Origin of the sequence: Luteimicrobium album (assembly GCF_030161555.1) — a bacterium.
GTDB lineage: Bacteria > Actinomycetota > Actinomycetes > Actinomycetales > Cellulomonadaceae > Luteimicrobium > Luteimicrobium album.
Window position 1 is genome coordinate 710,647 of the sequence record NZ_BSUK01000001.1, and the last position, 20,913, is coordinate 731,559.

At 72.7% G+C, this 20,913-nt stretch carries 16 protein-coding genes and 2 pseudogenes; 5 read left to right on the top strand and 13 right to left on the bottom strand.

Going from position 1 to position 20,913, the window contains the following annotated elements; all coding sequences use genetic code 11:
* Positions 1-113 precede the first annotated feature (113 nt).
* From QQK45_RS03560 to QQK45_RS21865, 12 genes and pseudogenes are all read right to left on the bottom strand, one after another.
* Positions 114-1,274 carry a DNA polymerase III subunit delta' gene (locus QQK45_RS03560; protein WP_284292086.1) on the bottom strand — a complete coding sequence of 387 codons (1,161 nt, stop codon included), beginning with the start codon at positions 1,272-1,274 and terminating at the stop codon, positions 114-116.
* Positions 1,271-1,945: a dTMP kinase gene (gene tmk, locus QQK45_RS03565; protein ID WP_284292087.1), complete on the bottom strand. Its 675-nt coding sequence runs from the start codon at positions 1,943-1,945 to the stop codon at positions 1,271-1,273. The genes QQK45_RS03560 and tmk overlap by 4 nt, the downstream gene beginning before the upstream one ends.
* Before the next feature lie 53 nt (positions 1,946-1,998).
* Positions 1,999-2,955 (bottom strand): Gfo/Idh/MocA family protein, encoded by a 957-nt coding sequence (locus QQK45_RS03570; RefSeq protein ID WP_284294935.1) that lies wholly within the window; start codon positions 2,953-2,955, stop codon positions 1,999-2,001.
* A gap of 322 nt (positions 2,956-3,277) precedes the next feature.
* A pseudogene (gene topA, locus QQK45_RS03575) lies at positions 3,278-6,006 on the bottom strand (type I DNA topoisomerase).
* Between the two features lie 40 nt (positions 6,007-6,046).
* Positions 6,047-7,108 carry a phosphatase PAP2 family protein gene (locus tag QQK45_RS03580; protein WP_284294936.1) on the bottom strand — a complete coding sequence of 354 codons (1,062 nt, stop codon included), beginning with the start codon at positions 7,106-7,108 and terminating at the stop codon, positions 6,047-6,049.
* A gap of 111 nt (positions 7,109-7,219) precedes the next feature.
* Complete coding sequence (locus tag QQK45_RS03585) at positions 7,220-7,459, bottom strand: oligopeptide/dipeptide ABC transporter ATP-binding protein (RefSeq protein WP_284294937.1); 240 nt, start codon at positions 7,457-7,459, stop codon at positions 7,220-7,222.
* Between the two features lie 185 nt (positions 7,460-7,644).
* Positions 7,645-8,310: pseudogene (locus QQK45_RS03590) on the bottom strand (ABC transporter ATP-binding protein); the annotation flags it as partial.
* The gene (locus QQK45_RS03595) at positions 8,307-9,407 is read right to left on the bottom strand and encodes an ABC transporter permease (protein ID WP_284292088.1); all 1,101 of its coding nucleotides are present in this window, start codon (positions 9,405-9,407) and stop codon (positions 8,307-8,309) included. The pseudogene QQK45_RS03590 and the gene QQK45_RS03595, both read right to left, overlap by 4 nt.
* A 2-nt stretch (positions 9,408-9,409) precedes the next feature.
* Positions 9,410-10,390: an ABC transporter permease gene (locus QQK45_RS03600; RefSeq protein ID WP_284292090.1), complete on the bottom strand. Its 981-nt coding sequence runs from the start codon at positions 10,388-10,390 to the stop codon at positions 9,410-9,412.
* Positions 10,387-11,565 (bottom strand): ABC transporter ATP-binding protein, encoded by a 1,179-nt coding sequence (locus tag QQK45_RS03605; protein ID WP_284292091.1) that lies wholly within the window; start codon positions 11,563-11,565, stop codon positions 10,387-10,389. Before QQK45_RS03605 ends, QQK45_RS03600 begins: the two co-directional genes overlap by 4 nt.
* 183 nt (positions 11,566-11,748) lie before the next feature.
* Entirely contained in the window at positions 11,749-13,443 is a 1,695-nt protein-coding gene (locus tag QQK45_RS03610; protein WP_284292092.1) for an ABC transporter substrate-binding protein, read from the bottom strand.
* 100 nt (positions 13,444-13,543) lie between these two features.
* The gene (locus tag QQK45_RS21865; RefSeq protein WP_348525144.1) at positions 13,544-16,135 is read right to left on the bottom strand and encodes a glycoside hydrolase family 3 C-terminal domain-containing protein; all 2,592 of its coding nucleotides are present in this window, start codon (positions 16,133-16,135) and stop codon (positions 13,544-13,546) included.
* Positions 16,136-16,260: 125 nt separating this feature from the next.
* Here QQK45_RS21865 and QQK45_RS03630 point away from each other — a divergent pair, with 125 nt between their 5' ends.
* From QQK45_RS03630 to QQK45_RS03640, 3 genes are all read left to right on the top strand, one after another.
* Complete coding sequence (locus QQK45_RS03630; RefSeq protein ID WP_284292093.1) at positions 16,261-17,043, top strand: TetR/AcrR family transcriptional regulator; 783 nt, start codon at positions 16,261-16,263, stop codon at positions 17,041-17,043.
* A 2-nt stretch (positions 17,044-17,045) separates the two neighbouring features.
* Positions 17,046-18,209 carry a hypothetical protein gene (locus QQK45_RS03635; protein WP_284292094.1) on the top strand — a complete coding sequence of 388 codons (1,164 nt, stop codon included), beginning with the start codon at positions 17,046-17,048 and terminating at the stop codon, positions 18,207-18,209.
* A 63-nt stretch (positions 18,210-18,272) separates the two neighbouring features.
* Positions 18,273-19,046, top strand: a complete 774-nt coding sequence (locus QQK45_RS03640) for a response regulator transcription factor (protein WP_284292095.1) — start codon at positions 18,273-18,275, stop codon at positions 19,044-19,046.
* Positions 19,047-19,197: 151 nt separating this feature from the next.
* Here the strand turns inward: QQK45_RS03640 and QQK45_RS03645 are convergent, their stop codons facing one another.
* Positions 19,198-19,581: a hypothetical protein gene (locus tag QQK45_RS03645; RefSeq protein WP_284292096.1), complete on the bottom strand. Its 384-nt coding sequence runs from the start codon at positions 19,579-19,581 to the stop codon at positions 19,198-19,200.
* Here QQK45_RS03645 and QQK45_RS03650 point away from each other — a divergent pair.
* Positions 19,555-20,250: a histidine kinase dimerization/phospho-acceptor domain-containing protein gene (locus QQK45_RS03650; RefSeq protein ID WP_284292097.1), complete on the top strand. Its 696-nt coding sequence runs from the start codon at positions 19,555-19,557 to the stop codon at positions 20,248-20,250. The genes QQK45_RS03645 and QQK45_RS03650 overlap by 27 nt on opposite strands.
* On the top strand, positions 20,217-20,828 hold the full coding sequence (locus tag QQK45_RS03655) for a sensor histidine kinase (RefSeq protein ID WP_284292098.1): 612 nt from the start codon (positions 20,217-20,219) through the stop codon (positions 20,826-20,828). Before QQK45_RS03650 ends, QQK45_RS03655 begins: the two co-directional genes overlap by 34 nt.
* Positions 20,829-20,913 lie beyond the last annotated feature (85 nt).

Sequence of the window (20,913 nt, forward strand, 5' to 3'; positions counted from 1 at the left end):
GGAGGGGCGAGGGGTGCGTGGGAGGCGAGCGAGGACTCGGCGAGCACGGGTCACCGGGACACCGTACCGGCCGGTGCTGACCGTTCCCGCTGGTGGCCGGTGCCGGGACGTCGTCAGCCCTGCGGACGCAGCGCCACGGCCATCGCCTCGACCGCGAGCAGCGGGGCGACGTTCGCCGCGAGCCGTTCCCGCGCCGTCCCGATCGCGTCCATCCGCCGGAGCGTCTGCTCGGGCGTCGAGTCCGCCGCGAGCGTGCGGACCGCGTCGGCGAGCTCGACGTTCACCAGGTCGATCCCCCGGCCGCCGGACGCGCCGTCCGACGCCCCGAGCTGCACCAGGAGGACGTCGCGGTACAACGACAGCAGGTCCGTCATCGCGCGGTCGAGGACGTCACGCTGCGCGCGGGTCGCGCGGCGCTTCTGCTCCTCCTCGAGGCTCTTGAGCTGGGAGCGGAGCGCGGGCGGCAGCGGCTTGCCCTCCTCGGCGCCGAGCGCCCGGTAGAGCCGCGACTTCTCCTCGGCGTCGCGTTCCTCCGTCGCGGCCCTGGCCTCGGCCTGAGCGACCTCGACGAGGTCCCCGGCCGCGAGGACGGCGTCGGGCACACCCCGGATGCGCCGGGCGAGGTCCAGGACCTCGCGCCGCCGGGCGCGGGCCTCCGGGTCCCGGGCCAGGCGCCGCGCCAGCCCGATGTGCGACTGCGACGCGTGCGCGACGGCGTCCGCCAGCTCGGGTTCCACCCCGTCCCGCTCCACGAGGAGGCGGGCCACGGCATCCACGGGCGGGACCCGCAGCACGACCGACCTCGAGCGCGACCGGATCGTCACGAGGACGTCCTGCGGGCTCGGCGCGCACAGCACCCAGACCGTGCGGGGCGGCGGCTCCTCGATGGCCTTGAGCAGGACGTTGCCCGACGTCTCGTTGAGCCGGTCCGCGTCCTCGATCACGATGATGCGCCACCGCCCGCCCGACGGCGACCGCTGCGCGAGCTGGACGAGCGGCTCGACGTCCTGGCGGCGCAGGATGGTCGCCTCGGTCGCGACGACCTCGACGTCCGCGTGGGTGCCCGCGAGCGCCGTCGTGCACTCGTGGCACTCGCCGCACCCGCCGCGCGGGCACAGCAGCGCGGCGGCGAACGCGCGGGCCGCGTTGGACCGTCCGGAGCCGGGCGGGCCCGTGAGCAGCCAGGCGTGCGTCATGGCGCTCGGGTCCGCGACCGCGCCCCGGAGGACGGCGACCGCGGCGTCCTGTCCGACGAGGTCGTCCCACACGCTCACGACGCTGACCCCCGGTTCTCGGCCGTCTCCGCCGCGCCCAGCCCGAGGCGCGCGGCGACGTCGACCCGGACCTGCGACTGGACGTCGTCGACGGTGCCCGTCGCGTCGACGACGACCCACCGGTCGGGCTCGGCCGTGGCCCGGTCGAGGAAGGCCTCGCGGACGCGGGTCGCGAACTCGGCGCCCACGGACTCGAGCCGGTCGAGCGCGCCCTTCCCCTCGACGGAGGCGCGACGCGACGCCGCGACCGTGGGGTCGGCGTCGAGCAGGACGGTCACGGCGGGCAGCAGGCCGCGGGTCGCCCAGAGGGAGATCCGCTCGACCTCGTCCGGGGCGAGCTCGCGCCCCGCGCCCTGGTAGGCCACCGACGAGTCGAGGTACCGGTCCGTGACGACGACGGCGCCCCGCTCGAGCGCGGGCCGCACGAGGGTCGCGACGTGGTGGGCGCGGTCCGCCGCGTACATGAGGGCCTCGGCACGCGGGTCGACGTGGTCCCCGTGCAGGACGGCGTCGCGCAGCACCTGGCCGAGAGGGGTGCCCCCGGGCTCCCGGGTCAGCACGACCTCGCGGCCGGTCACCTCGCCCAGCCATGCGCCGAGGAGGCGCGCCTGCGTCGACTTGCCGACGCCGTCGCCGCCCTCGAAGGAGATGAAGATGCTCGGCCCGTCCACGGGCACCACCCTATCGGGGGCCACCCCCACGGGCCGTCCCCCGTCGGCGTCCGTCACTCGCCCGGGTAGACGACCCCGACCTGACGGCGGACCTCGTCGAGCGTGCGCATGACGTCGAGCGTCGCCTGCCAGGGCATCCGCTCGCTCTCGAGGAGACCGACGTCGAGGCAACGCGCCACCTCGGCGGCCTGGTACTGCTTGCCTTCGCCACGGAAGCCGTCGTACCGGCGCTCGGTGCCATCGCTGTGGACTACGGTGAAGCCCCCGCCGGAGTAGGTGCCCGAATCGGTCGTGAGGTACCCCTCGGTCCCGCCGATCTGGACCGCGCCCGGCGTCCTGACCCAGAGCGACGACTGGAGCGACGCGAAGCGCCCGTCGCCGAAGTCGAGCCCGACGACGCTCTGCCCGTCCACCCCGGTGTCGGTCAGCGTCCCGGTGGCACCCACGCGGACGGGCGAGCCGAGCAGGTCGTGAGCGAAGGAGACCGGGTAAACCCCGACGTCGAGGAGCGCCCCGCCGGCGAGGTCCGGGTTGTAGAGGCGGTGCTCTGGGTCGTAGGGGAACGCCTGGCTGAAGTCGCCGAGAACGGTGCGGACCTCACCGATCTCCCCCGCCTCGATCGTCCGGTGGATGGCGGCGACGTGCGGGAGGAACCGCGTCCACATGGCCTCCATGGCGAAGAGCCCGGCCGAACGGGCAGCGTCGAAGACGTCGCAGGCCTCGGCGTGCGAGCGCGTGAACGCCTTCTCGACGAGCACGGGCTTGCCGGCGGCGAGAGCTAGGAGCGCGTGCTCGCGGTGGTGGGAGTGAGGTGTGCCGACGTACACGACGTCGACGTGCTCGTCCTCGACGAGGTCCTCGTAGCTGCCGTGGGCGCGCCCGGCGTCGTGGGCGGCGGCGAACGCTTCGGCCTTGCGCTGGTCGCGCGACCCGACCGCGGTGACGGTCCCGGTGGTGAAGCGCCGCACGGCCTCCGCGAACGACCCGGAGATGCCACCGGCGCCCAGGATGCCCCACCGGACGGGCGGCGCCGACCGGGGTCGGGGGCCAGCCCCGCGGCGGCTGCGGCCTCCTGCGCGGCCAGGACGACGTCGTCGGTGCTCATGCCCTCAGATTATCCGTGCGGACCCCGCCGAGCCCCACCGCGAAGTACCCCGGCATCTCGACGACTTCACGAAGCCCCTCCCGGAGGCCCACTTCGCGGGGAGGGCCGGCCGCACGGGTGGTTCCTGCGCTCCCCACCAACGGAACCCGACGCGACGCACCCTCGACGCGGGCGGTGCGCACACCGAGGAGAGGTCACCCCGCCCGCCCCAAGCGACGGAAGGCGCCCTACTTCGCCTTCGCGGTCGACCGCGCCGAAGCACGTCGCGCCGGCTTCTTGGCCGGCCCCTTCGCCCTCTTCTCCGCGAGCAGCTCCTGCGCCCGCTCGGGGGTGATGGCGTCGACGGCGTCGTCCTTGCGGAGCGTCGCGTTGGTGGTCCCGTCGGTCACGTAGGGCCCGAAGCGCCCGTCCTTGACGACGATGGGCTTACCGGAGACGGGGTCGTCGCCGAGCTCGCGCAGCGGCGGGGCGGCGGTGGCGCCGCGGCCGCGCTTGGGCTGCGCGTAGATCGCGAGGGCCTCGTCGAGGGTGACGGTGAAGATCGCTTCCTCGCTGGGCAGGGTCCGCGAGTCGGTGCCCTTCTTGAGGTAGGGCCCGTACCGGCCGTTCTGTGCGGTGATCTCGGTGCCGCTCTCGGGGTCCGTGCCGACGACGCGTGGCAGCGACAGCAGTGCGAGCGCCTCGTCCAGCGTGATCGTGGCGAGCGACTGCGACTTGAGCAGCGAGCCGGTGCGCGGCTTGGGCAGCGCGGCCTTGGCCTTCTTGAGCGCGGCGGCGGACAGGCCGGGGTCGAGCGTGGGCTGCGGCAGGACCTCGGTGACGTACGGGCCGTAGCGGCCGGCCTTGGCGATGATGGTGTGCCCGCTGGCGGGGTCGACGCCGAGCTCGCGCCCGTCGTCGGCGCCGGCGGCGAGGAGCTCGCGGGCCTTGTCGACGGTCAGCTCGTCGGGAGCGACGTCGTCGGGGATGGAGGCGCGGGGCGGGGTCTCGCCCTCCTTGACCTCGGCGCCGTTGTCCTCCACGTAGGGGCCGTAGCGGCCGATGCGGACCTGGAGGCCCTCGCCGATGTCGATCGAGTTGATGCCGCGCGCGTCGATCTCGCCGAGGTTGTCGACGAGCTCCTTGAGCCCGGGGTCCCCGGCGGCGTCGCCGCCGAAGTAGAACTCGGTGAGCCACGCGACGCGGTCCCGCTGACCGGCGGCGATCTCGTCGAGGTCTTCCTCCATCGTGGCGGTGAACCGGTAGTCGATGAGCTCGCCGAAGTGCTCTTCGAGGAGCCGGACGACGGCGAACGCGATCCAGCTCGGGACGAGCGCCTGGCCGCGCGTGGTGATGTACCCGCGGTCCTGGATGGTGGAGATCGTCGACGCGTACGTGGAGGGGCGGCCGATGCCGAGCTCCTCGAGCTTCTTGACGAGGCTCGCCTCGGTGTAGCGCGCGGGCGCGGAGGTGCTGTGGCCGGCAGCCTCGAGGTCGCTGCCGCTGAGGGCGTCGCCCTCGGCGACGCGCGGGAGCCGGGCGTCGTCCTTCGACCCCGCGTCGGAGCCGGTCTCGGCCTCGTCGGTGCCCTCCTCGTAGGCGGCGAGGAACCCGCGGAACGTGATCACGGTGCCCGACGCCGCGAACACGGCGTCCGTCCCGGCGTGCGCCCCGGCGCCGGTGACGGTGCCGGCGAGCCGCAGCGACGCCGTCGAGCCCTTCGCGTCGGCCATCTGCGACGCGACCGTGCGCTTCCAGACGAGCTCGTAGAGGCGGAACTCGTCGCCGCGCAGCTCGGACGCGACCTGGGCGGGCGTGCGGAACGAGTCGCCTGCGGGGCGGATGGCCTCGTGGGCCTCCTGCGCGCCCTTCGCCTTCGACGCGTACGACCGCGGCGACGCGGGCACGTACTCGGGGCCGTACAGCTCGGCGGCCTGGCGGCGCGCGGCGTCCGTGGCTTCGGCCGACAGCGCCGGCGAGTCCGTACGCATGTAGGTGATGTAGCCGTTCTCGTACAGCGACTGCGCGACGCGCATGGTCTGCCGCGAGGACCAGCGCAGCTTGCGCCCGGCCTCCTGCTGGAGGGTCGAGGTGGTGAACGGCGCGGTGGGGCGGCGCGTGTACGGCTTGGTCTCGAGCGAGCGGACGGCGAACGGGACGTCGTCGAGCCCGGCGACGAGCGCGTCGGCGGCCGACTCGTCGAGGGTGACGACGTGGTCGCGCGTCGCCGCGGCGGTGAGCTGCCCGCGGTCGTCGAAGTCGCGGCCGGTGGCGACGCGCGCCTCGCCGAGCTGGACCAGCCGGGCGGTGAACCGCTGGCCCGCGTCGGGGCCGTCGTCGGGCGCGAAGGCTCCCGTGAGGTCCCAGTAGGCGGCGGGCACGAACGCCATGCGCTCGCGCTCGCGCTCGACGACGAGTCGCGTCGCGACGGACTGGACGCGGCCCGCGGACAGGCCCTGGCGGACCTTGCGCCACAGGACGGGCGAGACCTCGTAGCCGTAGAGGCGGTCGAGGATGCGGCGGGTCTCCTGCGCGTCGACGAGGTTCTCGTCGAGGTCGCGGGTGGTGTCGAGCGCGCGGCGGATCGCCTCGGGCGTGATCTCGTGGAAGACCATCCGCTTGACCGGCACCTTGGGCTTGAGCTCCTCGAGGAGGTGCCAGGCGATGGCCTCCCCTCGCGGTCCTCGTCGGTCGCGAGGTAGAGCTCGTCGGCCGACTTGAGCATCTTCTTGAGCTCGGAGACCTTCTTCTTCTTGTCGGGGTAGACCTCGTAGTAGGGCTCGAACCCGTGCTCGACGTCGACGGCGAACTTCCCGAACGGGCCCTTCTTCATGTCCGCGGGCAGCTCGGACGGCTGCGGCAGGTCGCGGATGTGCCCGACGCTCGCCTCCACGTCGAAGCCGTCGCCGAGGTAGCCCGCGATCTTGCGGGCCTTCGTCGGCGACTCGACGATCACGAGCTTGCGGGATCCGGGCATGCTTCCTGCTTCCGTTGAGACCGGCGGACGGGGCGTGTGATCACGCGGCAGCGTGCCGGACCGGGTGGGGTACCGCGGCTGCCGCCGGCACGGGGCGCGACGTGGTCGCAGTGAGCTGGCGCACGGCGAGGATGAGCGCGAAGACCAACGAGGTCGCCGCGAGCACGCCGAACGCGCCACCAATATACGCAGTCACCTCGGTGGACCGCCGGACCGACCACAGGGCCCCGGCCATCGCGCGGACCGCGGCGTCGACGTCGTGCAGGGCGCTCAGGGCGACCGCGCCCGACAGCCCGGCCGCGCCGATCAGGACGATCGCGGCCACGTAGGAGCCCGGGCTGCGGCGCGGGGCGCCCTCCCGGTCGAGCCGCGGGACGTCGAGCGAGGACCGGGACGTGAACGCGCAGACCAGCCCGGTCCACGCCGACACGACGAGCAGGCCGGCGACGACGTCGCTGGGCCGGTGCCACTGGCCCACCAGGGTCGAGACGCCGGTGGCCGCGGTGTACGCGCCGCCCAGGAGCGCGACGACCGGACGCGCGCCGCGCGGGACGACCAGCAGCAGTGCGACCGACACCGACGCCGCGACCGTGGTGTGCCCGCTGGGCAGGGTGTTCGCGCCCGTCCAGCCCTCGGCGAGGTGCGGACGGGTGAAGACGTCGGCCTTGAGCACCTGGGTCGTGAGGTTCGCCCCGCCGACGAGCACGGCGACCTGGAGAGCGAGCCACCAGCGGCGACGCAGGAGCGCCACCCCGATGGCCACGACGATGCCGAGCGCGACGAAGCTCACGGAGACGACGTCGAGGACGGGTTCGGCGAGCCGCCACAGGTGGCCCTGCCCGTAGGTGGCGCCGCGCCGCGCGAGCTCGTCGACGCGCTGCCCGCGGGCGCTGTTCACGAACAGCTCCCACAGCACCCACACGCCGGTCGACGAGAGGACCGCAAGCGCGAGCGCGGCGGCACGCCGCAGCCAGTCCGGCGCGCTGCCGGCCGTGACCCAGGGCCCGTCGGCGGTGTCCGACCCGTCGCCGGGCCGGGAAGCGGGCACGGCCGCGGCCGGCACGCCCGCACGGGCGGCACGGGGGTCAGCGGAGGCCTGCATCGTCACCCGATCACCGTAGGCCACGTTCGTGGGGATCTTCGTGAGTTTCCGGCGCCGGAACGTGGACGACGACCGGTCCCGCGGCTGCGGGATCGGTCGTCGCACGCGGGGTCAACGCCCGGTCGTCTGCTCCGCGAGCTCGGGCGGGACCGTGTGCCCCGGGGTGTGGAGCAGGCACGCGACGGTGCGCCGCTCCTCGCCGAACGCCGTCGGCTCGAGCTCCGGGTGGATCTCCGCGCACTCCGGCATCGCGTGCGCGCACCGCGTCCGGAACGGGCATCCGCTGGGGAGGTTCTGCAGGTCCGGCGGCGAGCCCGGGATGCCCTGCAGCTCACGGCGCGGGCCGTGCAACGGGGGAAGGAGTGGAGCAGCCCGTACGAGTACGGGTGCCGGGGCTCCTTGTAGACCTGCTTCCCGCTCGCCTCCTCGACGATCTCGCCCGCGTACATGATCGCGATGCGGTCCGCGACCTCCACGAGCAGCGACACGTCGTGCGTGATGAAGATGACCGAGAAGCCGAGCCGGTCGCGCAGGTCCTGGATCTGCTCGAGGATCTGCCGCTGCATGACGACGTCGAGCGCCGTCGTGGGCTCGTCCATGATGAGGACGCGCGGCTCGAGCGCCAGAGCCATCGCGATCATCACGCGCTGACGCATGCCGCCCGAGAGCTGGTGCGGGTAGGAGCGGATCCGCTCGGGTGCGATGCCGACCATGTCCAGGAGCTCACGCGCCCGCTCCTCCCGCTCCTGCGACGTCGAGTCGCGGCGGTGCGCCTTGATCGCGTCCATGAGCTGCCGGCCGACCCGGTACACCGGGTTGAGCGAGTTCATCGCACCCTGGAACACGACCGCGATGTCCTGCCAGCGGCCGGCTCGCAGGTCGGCGTCCGACAGGCGCAGGACGTCGACCGGCTCGGCGCCGTCCTCCGGGTAGTAGAGGACCTCGCCCGCGCTGATGAGCCCCGGCGGGGGCAGCAACCGCGTGGCGCCGTAGACGAGCGTCGACTTGCCGCAGCCGGACTCACCGGCGAGGCCGAGGACCTCGCCCTCGTGGAGCGTGAGGTTCACGCCGCGCAGTGCGTGCACCCGGTCCTCGCCGTAGCCGTAGTCGACGGCGAGGTCGCGGATCTCGAGGATCGGCCGACGGTCGGACGACCGGGCCGCGGCCCTGTCGGTCCGGACCTGCGTGGTGGGCGGGGTCATCGGACGGTCTCCTTGGGCTCCGGTGACGAGGTCGCGGCCACCGGCGTGGCGTGGGCGACGGGCGTCGGGTGGGCGTAGGTGCGCGGCAGGTCACGGACGCGGGCCGTGAACCCGATGCGCGGGCGGATCCCGCTGCGGCGCATCTGGCGGGCGGACATGCCGGCGAGCCTCAGCCGCGGGTTCACGAATTCGTCGATGCCGAAGTTGATCAGGGTGAGGGCCATGCCGAGGATCGCCACGAGCAGACCGGCGGGGACGAACCACCACCACGCGCCGCGCGACAGGGCCTGGTTCGCCTGCGCCCAGTACAGGACGGTGCCCCAGCTCCAGTCGTCCAGGGGCAGGACGCCGATGAACGACAGCGTGGTCTGCGACAGGACCGCGAAGGTGACCGTCGAGACGAAGCTCGACGCGATGATCGCGGTGAGGTTCGGCAGCGTCTCGAACCACACGATGCGCCAGGTCGACTCGCCCGTCGCTCTCGCGGCCTCGATGAAGTCCCGCCCTCGTAGCGACAACGTCTGGGCCCTCAGGACGCGAGCGCCCCACGCCCACCCGGTCGCCGCGAGCACGGCCGCGATGATGAGGCTGTTCACGTTCTTGAGCTGCGTCGCGATGATGATGATCAGCGGCAGGGCGGGGAGCACCAGGAAGATGTTCGCCAGCGCGGACAGCAGCTCGTCCGTGACGCCGCCGAGGAAGCCGGCGCTCACACCGATGAGCACCGCGAGAAGCGTCGCGCCGATGCCCGTCACGAGGCCGACGATCATGACCGACCGTGTGCCGACGAGAAGCTGCGAGAACACGTCGCGACCGAGGTGGTCGGTGCCGAGCCAGTGCGACCCGGACGGGCCCGCGAGCAGGTCGAGCGTGGTCTCGTTGGGGTCGTGCGGCGCGATCCACGGGCCGATGAGCGCCAGGACCACGAACACGACGAGGATCACGATGCCCGTGATCGACTTGGCGTTCCGGACGAAGACGAACTTCTTCTTCTTGCGGTGAGCGGGGTCCGTCGAGGGACCTTCGACCGCGCTCGAGACGAGGCTCTCGGTGTCGACCGGGACTGCGGCCGCGGGATCGATGGGCAGGTTCGACATCGTCAGCCCTCCTGACGGGTACGCGGATCGAGGAACACGTAGACCACGTCGGCGACGATGTTCGCCAGCAGCACGGCCACCGTGATCACGAGGAAGATGCCCTGCATGAGCGGGTAGTCCTTGGCACCGATCGCCGCGAACAGCTGCGCGCCGATGCCCGGGTAGGAGAACACGAGCTCCATGACGAGGGAGCCGGAGACCACGAACCCGAGCGAGAGCGCGAAGCTCGAGACCTGCGGCAGGACGGCGTTGCGGGCCGCGTAGCCGTACATGACGCGCCGCTCCGGCAGGCCCTTGGCCTGGGCTACGGTCACGTAGTCCTCGGACCCGACCGTGACCATCATGTTGCGCATGCCGAGGATCCAGCCGGCCACGGACGACAGGACGATCGTCAGCGCGGGCAGGAAGCCGTGCTGCACGACGGACTGGACGAACGCGAAGCTGAACGACGGCGTCATGCCAGGCGTGTAGGCGTTGTTGGCCGGGAAGATCGGCACCGCGATCGCGAGGAGCGCGATGAACAGCAGGCCGAGCCAGAAGTAGGGCACCGACGAGAAGAACGTCATGACGGGCAGGATCGAGTCGGCCCAGGTGCCGCGGCGCCAGCCGAGGTAGGTGCCGATGAGCGTGCCCAGCACGACGGCGATGATCGTCGCCATGCCGACGAGGGCGATCGTCCACGGCAGGGCGTCCTTGATGACCTGCGAGACGGGCTCCGGGAAGAACGTGAACGAGATCCCGAGGTTGCCGTGCAGGATCTGGTTCCAGTAGTCGACGTACTGCTGCCAGAGGCTCTGCTTCTTGTCGAGCCCGAAGAGCACGTACAGCGAGTGGACGGCGTCCTGGTCGATCTGCCCCTGGTAGCGGTTGATGAGCGCCTGGACGGGGTCGCCCTTCATGACGCGCGGGATGAAGAAGTTGAGCGTGACGGCGGCCCACGCGGTCAGCACGTAGAAGCCGAGGCGGCGGAGCAGGAACTTCACCGGGTCACCTCCGAGGTGGTCGTGGCGGCGGTCACGGGTGCCGCTGCGTCACCGAGCTCGGGAAGCTCGGCCGACGCGGGCAGGCCGTCGGTGCCTCCGTCGACTCGCGACGCGTAGCCCCAGCAGGCGACCTGGCGCCCGGTGCCGATCTGCAGCAGGGGCGGCGTCGCGGTGCGGCACACGTCCGTCGCGAACGGGCAGCGCGGGCTGAAACGGCAGCCCTCGGGCGGGTTGACCATGTTCGGCGGCTCGCCGCGACCGCCCGAGCGCTCCTCGCTGACGAGGTCCTCGGGGTCGGGAGCCGAGCGGACGAGAAGCTGGGTGTACGGGTGGGCCGGCGACTGGGTCACGGACTCCGAGTCACCGATCTCGACCGGCTTGCCTGCGTACATGACGTAGGTACGGTCCGCGAAGTACCGCGCGGACGCGATGTCGTGCGTGATGTACAGGATCGCGATGCCGAGCCGGTCGCGCAGATCCTGAAGGAGGTTGAGGATGCCGATGCGGATCGACACGTCGAGCATCGAGATCGGCTCGTCGGCGAGCAGGACCTCAGGGTCGGCGGCGAGCGCCCGGGCGATCGCCACGCGCTGACGCTGGCCGCCCGAGAGCTCGTGCGGGAACTTGTCGATGAAACGGTCGGGGTTGAGCTGGACGCGCTCCAGGAGCGCATGGAGCGCCGCCTCGAGCTCCGCGCCGCTCAGGCCCTTCTTGTGGATCTTGACCGCGCGCGTCAGCGTGTACCGCACCGTGTGGACGGGGTTCAGTGACGCGAACGGGTCCTGGAAGATCATCTGCACCCGACGCGCGTAGCGACGGAACGCTGCGCCGCGCTTCGCGGTGACGTCCTCCCCGTGCAGGCGGATCGTGCCCGCCGTCTGGGGGTACAGCCGTGCGAGGAGACGCGCGACCGTCGACTTGCCCGAGCCGGACTCGCCGACGAGGGCGATCACCTGGCCGGAGCGGAGCGCGAGGTCGATCCCGTCGACCGCGTGCACGGCGCCCGTGGCGCGCAGTCCGCGAAGAGGAAAGTGCTTGGTCAGGCCGACGGCCTCGAGCACGACGTCGTCGCGGGCGACGGTCGGGCGCGTTGCCTTTCGGCTGGTGGCACCGGCACGGCCGGCGGAGTCCGCGCGGCCGCCGGAGCCGGCGGGGTCAAGAGCTTCGTCACTCATCGGTCACCTGGGGGTCGGTACCGCCGGCACGGCCGTGGACGCGGCGACGGGGAGGGGCACGGCACGGCCGCCGTCGTCCACGCCGGGCGTGACGCCCGGCGTGGACCGGCGGCCGCAGATACTGCGGGATGGGGGACGGCCCCGCCGACCGACGCACCGAGGCCGGCGGGACCGTCACCCGGCTCAGGACGCGGGCTTCAGCTTGGTGAGGATGAGCGACGCGTTCTTGTTGGTCGGCTGCGGGTCCGCGTACGGGTTCTGCTCGTCCGGCCAGCCGACGTAGTTCTTGGTCGAGTACTCGGCCGCGGACGGGCGGGCGTCGACGCCGATGGCGGGGACGTCGTTCACCCAGAAGTCCTGGAGCTTGTCCATGGCCGCCTTGCGGGCGGTGTCGTCCGTCGCCGCGATGTACTCGTCGAACGTCTTCTTGGCGTCCGGGTTGTTGTAGCGACCGATGTCCCACGTCGCGTTCTTGCCGAGCGGGACGTAGTAGTTCGGGTCGAACATGCTCGAGTACATCTGGTACGGGGTCGAGCCGCCGTCGGTCCAGTGCAGGGCCGCGTCGAAGTCACCCGTGTTGAGGTTGGCGGTCCACGCGTCGACCGTGGGGGTCTCGACCTTCGCGTCCACGCCGATCGACTTGAGCGACGTCGCGATGAGCTGCAGCGACGTGATGTAGTCGTTCCAGCCCGCCGGGTCCTGGAGGACGACGGAGACCTGCTTGCCGTCCTTCATGAGCTTGTCGCCGCTGTACGTGTAGCCGTTGTCGGTGAGCTGCTTCTTGGCGCCGTCGACGTCGATCGAGTAGTTCTGGCCCTTGTACTTGTCGGCGATGAACGTGTCGCCGGCTGGCGTCGGGATGCCCGTCACGCTCGTGAGCTGCGGGAACAGGCCGGACTCCGCGATCTTCGCCGCCTTCTCGCGGTCGAGGACCATGTTCAGCGCCTTGCGCAGGTTGATGTCGCTGAACGCGCCCTTCTCGTTGTTGAGGACGAGCTGGTCGATGCCGAGGCCGGTCGCCGAGTAGACCTTGTTGTGGTCGGGGTCCTTGGCGACGTACACGTTCTCGTAGTCCGCGATGAACACCCAGGACCAGTCGGACTGGCCGGTCTGGAGGGCCGCGATCTGGGGGTCGTTGCCGCTGTAGCCCGTGTAGCGCAGCTCGGGGACGGCGAGCTCGCCACCCCAGTAGTCCTTGTTCGCGTCGAGCGTGACCGTCTGGCCCGAGAAGTTCTTGAAGACGTACGGGCCGGTCCCGACGGGGTTCTGGACGAGGTCCTTCGTCGGGTCCTTGATCTGCGACCAGATGTGCTTCGGGACGACGATCAGGCCGTACACCTTGGCCTGGTTGACGAACTGCGAGCTCTTGAACGTCACGGTGATGACGCCGCCGTCGTTCGTGACGCTCTTGTACGGCAGACCCTCGGTGTTGAGGGCTTCGTTGTCGATCCGGAGCTGGATCGAGTAGGCGATGTCGTCCGCCGTCATGGGCGTGCCGTCGCTGAACTTCACGCCGTCGCGCGGCGTGATCTTCACCTCGGTGTAGTCCTTGTTCCACTCCATGCTCTTCGCGAGCCACGGGGTCGGCGGGTCGGCCGGCTTCGTGTCGTTGATCTGCATGAGGGGTTCGTAGATCACGTTGGTGTAGCCGAGCGCGGCGCCCGCCGACGTGTTGAGGAACGGGTTCGAGATGTTCTTGACCGGGCCGTTCGGCATGCCGATGTTGAGCGGCTGGGTGCCCTGGCCGGAGCCGCCGGCGCCCTGCGTGCTGGCGCCGGTGCTCTTGGTGTTGTCCCCGTCACCGCCGCCGCAGCCTGCGACCACGAGGGCCAGGGCTGCCGCGCCGACGACCGCCGGTGCCATGATTCGGATCTTCACGGATGTGCCTCCTTGCACTGTTGCTCTTCGAAGTACGGTCCGACGAGCGAGCCGGCAGGTTACCGGACGCAGCTCGACGGTTCGGGTTATGGGGGTGCGGTCAGTCCTCCGAAGAAGGGTCGGGGCCGGTGGACCGGCCGCTGGTCTGGAGCGGATCGGGCGCGGGCGCCGCGGCGAGCGAGACCCTGAGGTCCGCCACCGAGCGTCCGGCCCGGAGGAGGTGGTCCCCTGCGGGCAGGGTCCACGTGTGTGTGGCGACGTCCCACGTCTCGAAGGCGCGACGCGGCACGCTGACGTGCGCGACGACGCTCTCGCCGCCGTCGGCCGCGACGGTCGCGAAACCGCCGAGCCACCGGACGGGCCGGTCGGCGTCGGGCACGGGCGGCTCGACGTAGACCTGGACGACCTCGTGGCCGTGGCGGGCCCCCGTGTTGCGTACGGTGACGTCGAGCTCGACCGCCTCGGTGGTGACGGCGGTGAGCGTCGCGCCCTCGTACTCCCACGTGGTCCAGCCGAGGCCGTGACCGAAGGGTGCCGCGGGTGTCGGTCCGCCGTCCTCGACGATCCGGCGCTCCCAGCCGCGGTAGCCCACGTCGACGCCCTCGATGTAGTGGACGACGCCGTCCTGGGGGATCGCTGACGGAACGGGCACGTCCTGATAACGAACTGGGAGGGTCCAGGGGAGGCGCCCTGAAGGTTCGGTGAAACCTGCGAGGACGTCCGCCAGAGCGGCCCCGCCCTCCTGTCCGGCGAGCCACGCCCAGAGCACCGTCCTGGCGTCGTCGAGCCACGGAAGCTCGACCGGAGCGCCGGCGTTCACCACCACGATCGTGCGCTGGTTCGCCGCGATCACACGGCGGACGAGCTCGTCCTGGTTGCCCGGGAGCGCGAGCGAGGTCCGGTCGTAGCCCTCGGACTCGACCTCCTCGGTCGTGCCGACGACGACCACCACGAGGTCGGCGGCGGCGGCGAGCCCGACGGCGGCCGCGAGGTCCTCCTCCGCCGACGGCCCGGGGAGCCGATGCACGATCTCGCCTCGGACGAACGAGTCGTAGCCGACGGGGTGGACGACCTGGAGGCGCGCGTCGAGTCGGACGGTGCGGGGCTCGGCGACGTCGATCTCGACGACGGCGGCCGCGGGGTTGTTGTGCTCGGACGCGAGGATGACCTCCTCGGCCACGACGTGGTCCGAGGTGGACACGACCCGCGCGTCCACGACGGTCTCGTGCCGCCCGACGGTGCCGACGCCGAGCTCGTGCGTGCCGGGCTCGTCGACGCGCACGTCGGCGACGACGCGCAGCGTCACGGCGCGGGGGTCGGTGTTCGCGAACCAGCCGCGCCACGTGGGGTCGGTCCGCGTCTCGAGGACGCGGTCGTCGGCGTCGAGCAGCTCGAGGCGCACGCCGGGCTCGCCGGTGACAGGGTCGGTGCAGCGCTCGGCGGCGTCGATCTCGGGCGGGTTGAGCCGCGAGCGAGCGCCGGCGTGGACGTCGAGGCGGACCCCGCCGGGCAGCGCCGCGCGCAGCGCGGGCACGGGGAGCTCGAGGCGGTCGGGGTTGACGAAGCCGGACCCGCCGCCCTGGACGAAGGGCTCCACGGCCGCCGGGCCGAGCAGCGCGACGACGCCGGGCGTCCCGTCCGGACGGACCGCGAGCGACTCGAGGTCGAGGGGCAGCAGCCCGGCGTCGTCCTTGAGCACGACCATCGCGCGGGCGGCGAGCTCGCGGAGCAGCGCGGGCGTCTCCGGAGCCGCGCCGGCGCGATGCCCTGGGGCGGGGGCGTCGCGCCGGCGACGCCGAGTGCGCCGACCCGGTCGGCGAGCCGGAGGATGCGGACGACCTTGTCGTCGAGCTCGGTGACGTCGACCTCGCCCGACCGGACGGCGTCGAGCAGCCCGTCGCCCCAGGGCCCGTCGGGGCCGGGCATCTGCAGGTCCAGCCCGCCGCGCACAGCGGGGGCGACGGACTTGGTGGCGACCCAGTCGCTCACGACGACCCCGTCGAAGCCCCACTCCCCTTGAGCACACCCTCGACGAGGGGTGCGTGCTCGGTGAGGGGCGCAGAGGTCTCGCCGTCGTCGAAGCCGTTGTAGGCGGCCATGACGCTCCACGCGCCGGTGTCCTTGACGAGGCGCTCGAAGGGGCGAGGTAGACCTCGCGGAGCGTGCGCTCGTCGACGCGGGCGACGTACCGGGTGCGCTCGGTCTCGGAGTCGTTGGCGATGTAGTGCTTGACGCACATCCCGACGCCGCGGGCCTGGGCCTCGCGGACGAGGGCGTCGGCGATGGCGCCGGTGAGGACCGGGTCCTCGGAGTAGCACTCGAAGTGGCGGCCGCCCACGGGGGTGCGCTGGAGGTTGATCTGCGGGGCGAGGACGACGTCGACGCCGTGGCGGCGGGCCTCGTCGGCGAACAGAGCGCCGACGCGGGCGACGAGCTCGAGGTCCCAGGTGGCGGCGACGGCGCTGGGTGCGGGGAGCGACGCGGACGTCTCGCCGGGGACGTCCCCGGTCCCCCGGACACCGGCCGGGCCGTCGGAGACGACGACGCCACGGAGCCCGACGTGCTCGACCGGGGTGGTCGACCACATGCCGGCGCCGACGACGAGCGCGACCTTCTCCTCGGTCGTCAGCTCGGCGGCGATCGCGGCGAGCTCCGCATCAGTGCGGGCTCGGGCTGCGGTCTCCAGTGACACTCGCGTGCTCCCGTCCTTGGGGGTTCGTGGCCCGGCTCCGACGCCGTGGCTCGTTGACGTGCGCCATACAACCACACTTACTGACTCGTTAGTAACTCCCGTCGGGTCACGATATGGTTGCGGTCATGAAGAGCGGAACAGACGACGCGGTCTCCGCCGCCGTCGCGACCATCCCGGCGCCCCCGCCGGCCGGAGAGGGACAGGCACCCACGGGTGCGTCGCGCGCACGCCGTCCCCGCCGTGCCACCGCCGAGCGCCGCGAGGAGATCCTGCGCGCCGCGACCCGCGTGTTCGGCTCGAGGGGCTACCACAACGGCTCGCTCCACGAGGTGGCCGCCCAGGTCGGGATCACCCACGCGGGCGTGCTCCACCACTTCGGCTCGAAGGACCGCCTGCTCTGGGCCGTCCTCGAGTACCGGGACCAGGTCGACGTCGAGCACCTCGAGGGCAAGCACATCCCCGGCGGCCTCGACCTGTTCCGCCACCTCACGACGACCGCGCGCGTCAACGCTGCGCGGCGGGGCATCGTCCAGACCTACACGGTCCTCACGGGCGAGGCGGTCACCGACGGCCACCCCGCGAGCGACTGGGTCCGAGAGCGCTTCACGATCCTGCGGGGCAACATCGCCGACGCCCTGCGCACCGTCGTCCACGAGCGGGCGGCCGCGCGCGGCGAGACCGTGACGGACCCCGAGCTCGACGGCGTCGCGCTCGACCGGGCCGCCAGCTCGATCATCGCCGTCATGGACGGTCTGCAGACCCAGTGGCTCCTCGACCCGTCCGCCGTCGACCTCGCCGACTCGACCGCGTTCGCGATCGAGGCGATCCTCACCGCGACGCTCGCGGGCAGCGACCGCCCGCACCCCACCGCGGGAACCGGGCCCGTGCCGCCGGAACCCACCGCCTGACCGTGGCCCGGGAGACGGCCGCCGACGACGACCGCACGGCGTCCGCGCTGGCCGCCGCATCGGCCGCCGTCGGGCTGCCCCTGACCGACCCCGTCGACCTCGGCGGCTCCGAGCGCTCGCTCGTGCTGCGCGCCCGGGGCGCCGACCGGGACGACGAGACCGTCGTCGTCAAGCAGTTCCTCCCGGCTCGGGGCGACGGGCCGGCCGCCGACACCCCCGACGGCTACGTGCGCGAGCTCGTCGGGCTGCGCACGCTCGACGCGGCCCCCGACCTGCTGGCCCACGACGACGCCAGCCGGCTCCTCGTGATGACCGACGCCGGCACCTGGCCGACGCTCGCCGACCTGCTGCTCGCGCCCGGCGCACCCACGGACCGCGACCGGGCCTGGGCGGAGTCGCTGTCGTGGGCCGGCACGCTCGGGCGGACGGTGGCGGAGAGCGCCTCCCGGGCCTCGCACGTCCGCCGACTGCTCGACGAGCACGGGGCGAGGGACGAGGACGTCGCGGCGCTGCTCTCGCGCGGCGCGCACGCGCTCGACGACCTCGCCGGCGGCACCGCCGACGACGACCGCGCCCGCCTCGACGACGAGGTGGCGCGCATGGCCGCGCTGTTCGCCCCCGGCGCCGCGGACGTCGTCTCCCCCACCGACACCTGTCCCGACAACGCCCTGCGGACGCCGTCGGGCTGGACCTTCCTGGACCTCGAGGGCACGAGCGTCCACCACCTCGCGCTCGACGCCGCGTACACGCTGCTGCCGTTCGCGACGTGCTGGTGCGTGTTCGACGCGCCCCACGGCTACCCGGACGCGCTTCTCGAGGCGTTCGAGGACGGCGCTCGCCCGCACCTTCCCGGCGTGGTCGACGGCGCCGGGTGGCGCACGGAGGTCCTGACCGCGTGCGGGGCGTACGTCCTCGCGGCGGGCGCCTGGCTGCTCGCGAGCGCGCACGAGGACCGGCCGACGGTCGGACCCGAGGGCCGGTCGCCGTCGTACCGTGAGCTGCTGGTCCAGCGCTGGCGGTGGGGCTCGGCCCACCTGCGCGACGAGCTGCCCGCGACCGCGGCCCTGTGCGCCGCCGCGCTCCACGCCGCGGACGAGCGCTGGGGCGGGACGCACGGACCCGGGCCGTACCGGGCCTTCTCCCGGACGACGCCCACCCCGATCTGATCTCCCAGGCACGACACAGGTTCGCTTCAGCGTCGTTCCACACACGGGGTTCACAGTGGCCGCATGACCACGGTTTCCAGCGCACCCCGCCTCACCCGGACCGACGGCTCTCCCGTCCGCGTCCTCGTCGTCGACGACGAGCCCAACCTCGCCGAGCTGCTCACCTCGGCCCTGCGGTACGAGGGGTGGGACGTCCAGGCCGCGCTCGACGGCCAGGGCGCCATCAAGCTCGCCCAGCAGGTCGACCCGGACGTCGTCGTCCTCGACATCATGCTGCCCGACCTCGACGGCCTCTCCGTGCTCCGGCGGATCCGCCAGACCCACCCCTACCTGCCCGTCCTGTTCCTCACGGCGCGCGACGGCGTCGAGGACCGCGTGGCCGGACTCACCGCGGGCGGCGACGACTACGTGACCAAGCCGTTCAGCCTCGAGGAGGTCGTCGCCCGGATCCGCGCGCTCCTGCGCCGCAGCGGGTCCGCGACCGCGCAGCGCGACTCCACGATCACCGTGGGCGACCTCGTGATGGACGAGGACGCCCACGAGGTCACGCGGGACGGCCAGGAGATCCACCTGACGGCCACCGAGTTCGAGCTGCTGCGGTACCTCATGCGCAACGTCAAGCGCGTGCTCTCCAAGGCCCAGATCCTCGACCGCGTCTGGCAGTACGACTTCGGCGGCCAGGCCAACATCGTCGAGCTCTACATCTCCTACCTGCGCCGCAAGATCGACGCCGGCCGCGAGCCCATGATCCACACGCTCCGCGGCGTGGGCTACGTGCTCAAGCCCGCCGTGTCGCAGGCCGGGGCCCCCGTCGGGGCCGGCACGCGCGGCGCGTGAGGCTGCCCCGGGCCGCCGACGCGCGGGGGCCCCTGACCCTGCGCCGCCAGCTCGTCCTGGTGGTCACCGGGGTCCTCGTGGCCTTGCTCGCCGTCCTCGCCGTGGTCTCCGCGCTCGCGCTGCGCGGTTCCCTGAGCGGGCAGCTCGACGATCAGCTCCGCGCCGCCTCCGAGCGGTCGTCGAACTTCCCGGGCCGCGGGGGTGGCGCGACGCCCGGCTCGGGGTCCGGGCAGGGATCGGCAGGCGGCGGCGCGACCGGCTCGGGCTCGACGAGCGCCGACCCCGACGACGGCGGCGCGGCGTCCGGCAGCACCCCGGCGACCGTCGGACCCAGTACGCGCAGGAGCTCGCCGCCCGCTGCGGCGACACCTCGAACCTGCCGGGCGGGTCGACGCCGCCACCCGGGCAGGGCGCGGGCCAGATCGTCGTCTTCTACTCCGGCGGGACGGTCGTCGACGCGGGCTTCTTCGACGAGTCGGGCTGCTTCGTCGCGCTCAGCGACGACGAGGTGGCCGACCTGGTCGCGGTGCCCCACGACGGCAAGGTCCACCAGGTCTCCGTCGGCGACCTCGGCTCGTACCGGGTCATCGCGACGACCACCCGCACCGGCCAGCCGTCGATCACCGCGCTCCCCACCGCGACGATGGACGCCACCATCCAGAAGTTCGTGCTCCTCGAGGTCGCGCTCGCGCTCGGCGGCCTCGTGATCGCGGGGGTCGTGGGTTCGCTGCTCGTGCGCCGCTCGCTCGCCCCGCTCGACCGCGTCGCCGACGTCGCCGAGCACGTCTCCCAGCTCCCGCTCGCCGAGGGCGAGGTCGGGGCGCTGCACGGCGTCGACCCGCGCGACACGGACGAGCGCACCGAGGTCGGCAAGGTCGGTGCGGCTCTCAACCGCATGCTCGACAACGTCGGCACGTCGCTGGCCGCGCGGCACCGGTCCGAGACGCAGGTCCGCCAGTTCGTGGCCGACGCCAGCCACGAGCTGCGGACGCCCCTCGCGTCGATCCGCGGCTACGCCGAGCTCGTCCGCCGCTCCCCGAGTCCCTGCCGGACACCACCGCGCGTTCCCTCGACCGGATCGAGTCCGAGGCGTCGCGCATGGGCGTGCTCGTCGACGACCTCCTCCTGCTCGCGCGCCTCGACGCCGGACGCCCCCTCGACAGCGTGCCCGTGGACCTCACCGCGCTCGCCGTCGACGCCGTGACCGACGCGCACGCAGCCTCCCCGGACCACCGCTACGAGCTCGACCTGGGCGGCGACCCCGACGACGGCGCGGCCGTCGAGACCGTGGACCTCGCCACGCTGGACCTCGACGCGCTCGACACCCTCGAGACCGTGGACGACGCCCGGGACGACCTCGTCGTTGTCGGCGACGAGGCCCGGCTCCGCCAGGTGCTGACGAACCTGGTCGGGAACACGCGCGTCCACACCCCGCCCGGCACCCGGGTGCGGGTCGGCGTGCGCGCGGACGCGGACGACGTCGTCGTGATCGTGCAGGACGACGGCCCCGGGATCCCCGCGGACCTCGTGCCTGACCTCTTCCAGCGCTTCAGCCGGGGCGACACGTCGCGCAACCGCGTCAGCGGGTCGACGGGGCTGGGGCTGGCGATCGCGCACGCGATCGTGCTCGCGCACCACGGCACCATCGAGGTCGAGAGCACGACCGCGTCGAACGGCCGGCCCACCGGCACCACCTTCACCGTGCGGCTCCCACGCACCCGAGTCAGCGCGAATCACGCGAGTCAGCGCGGATTTCCCGCTGACTCGGACGAAACGCGCTGACTCGCGTCGAGGCGACACACCCGCGACCCCAACCACGCAACGTCACCCTCGGCGTTCATCGGCGGCTCACAGGACCTGCCGGGGG

Coding starts and splice junctions, on each gene's coding strand:
- QQK45_RS03605 (WP_284292091.1), bottom strand. CDS start 11,565: ATGAGTGACGAAGCTCTTGACCCCGCCGGCTCCGGCGGCCGCGCGGAC.
- QQK45_RS03630 (WP_284292093.1), top strand. CDS start 16,261: ATGAAGAGCGGAACAGACGACGCGGTCTCCGCCGCCGTCGCGACCATC.
- QQK45_RS03595 (WP_284292088.1), bottom strand. CDS start 9,407: ATGTCGAACCTGCCCATCGATCCCGCGGCCGCAGTCCCGGTCGACACC.
- QQK45_RS03580 (WP_284294936.1), bottom strand. CDS start 7,108: ATGCAGGCCTCCGCTGACCCCCGTGCCGCCCGTGCGGGCGTGCCGGCC.
- QQK45_RS03640 (WP_284292095.1), top strand. CDS start 18,273: ATGACCACGGTTTCCAGCGCACCCCGCCTCACCCGGACCGACGGCTCT.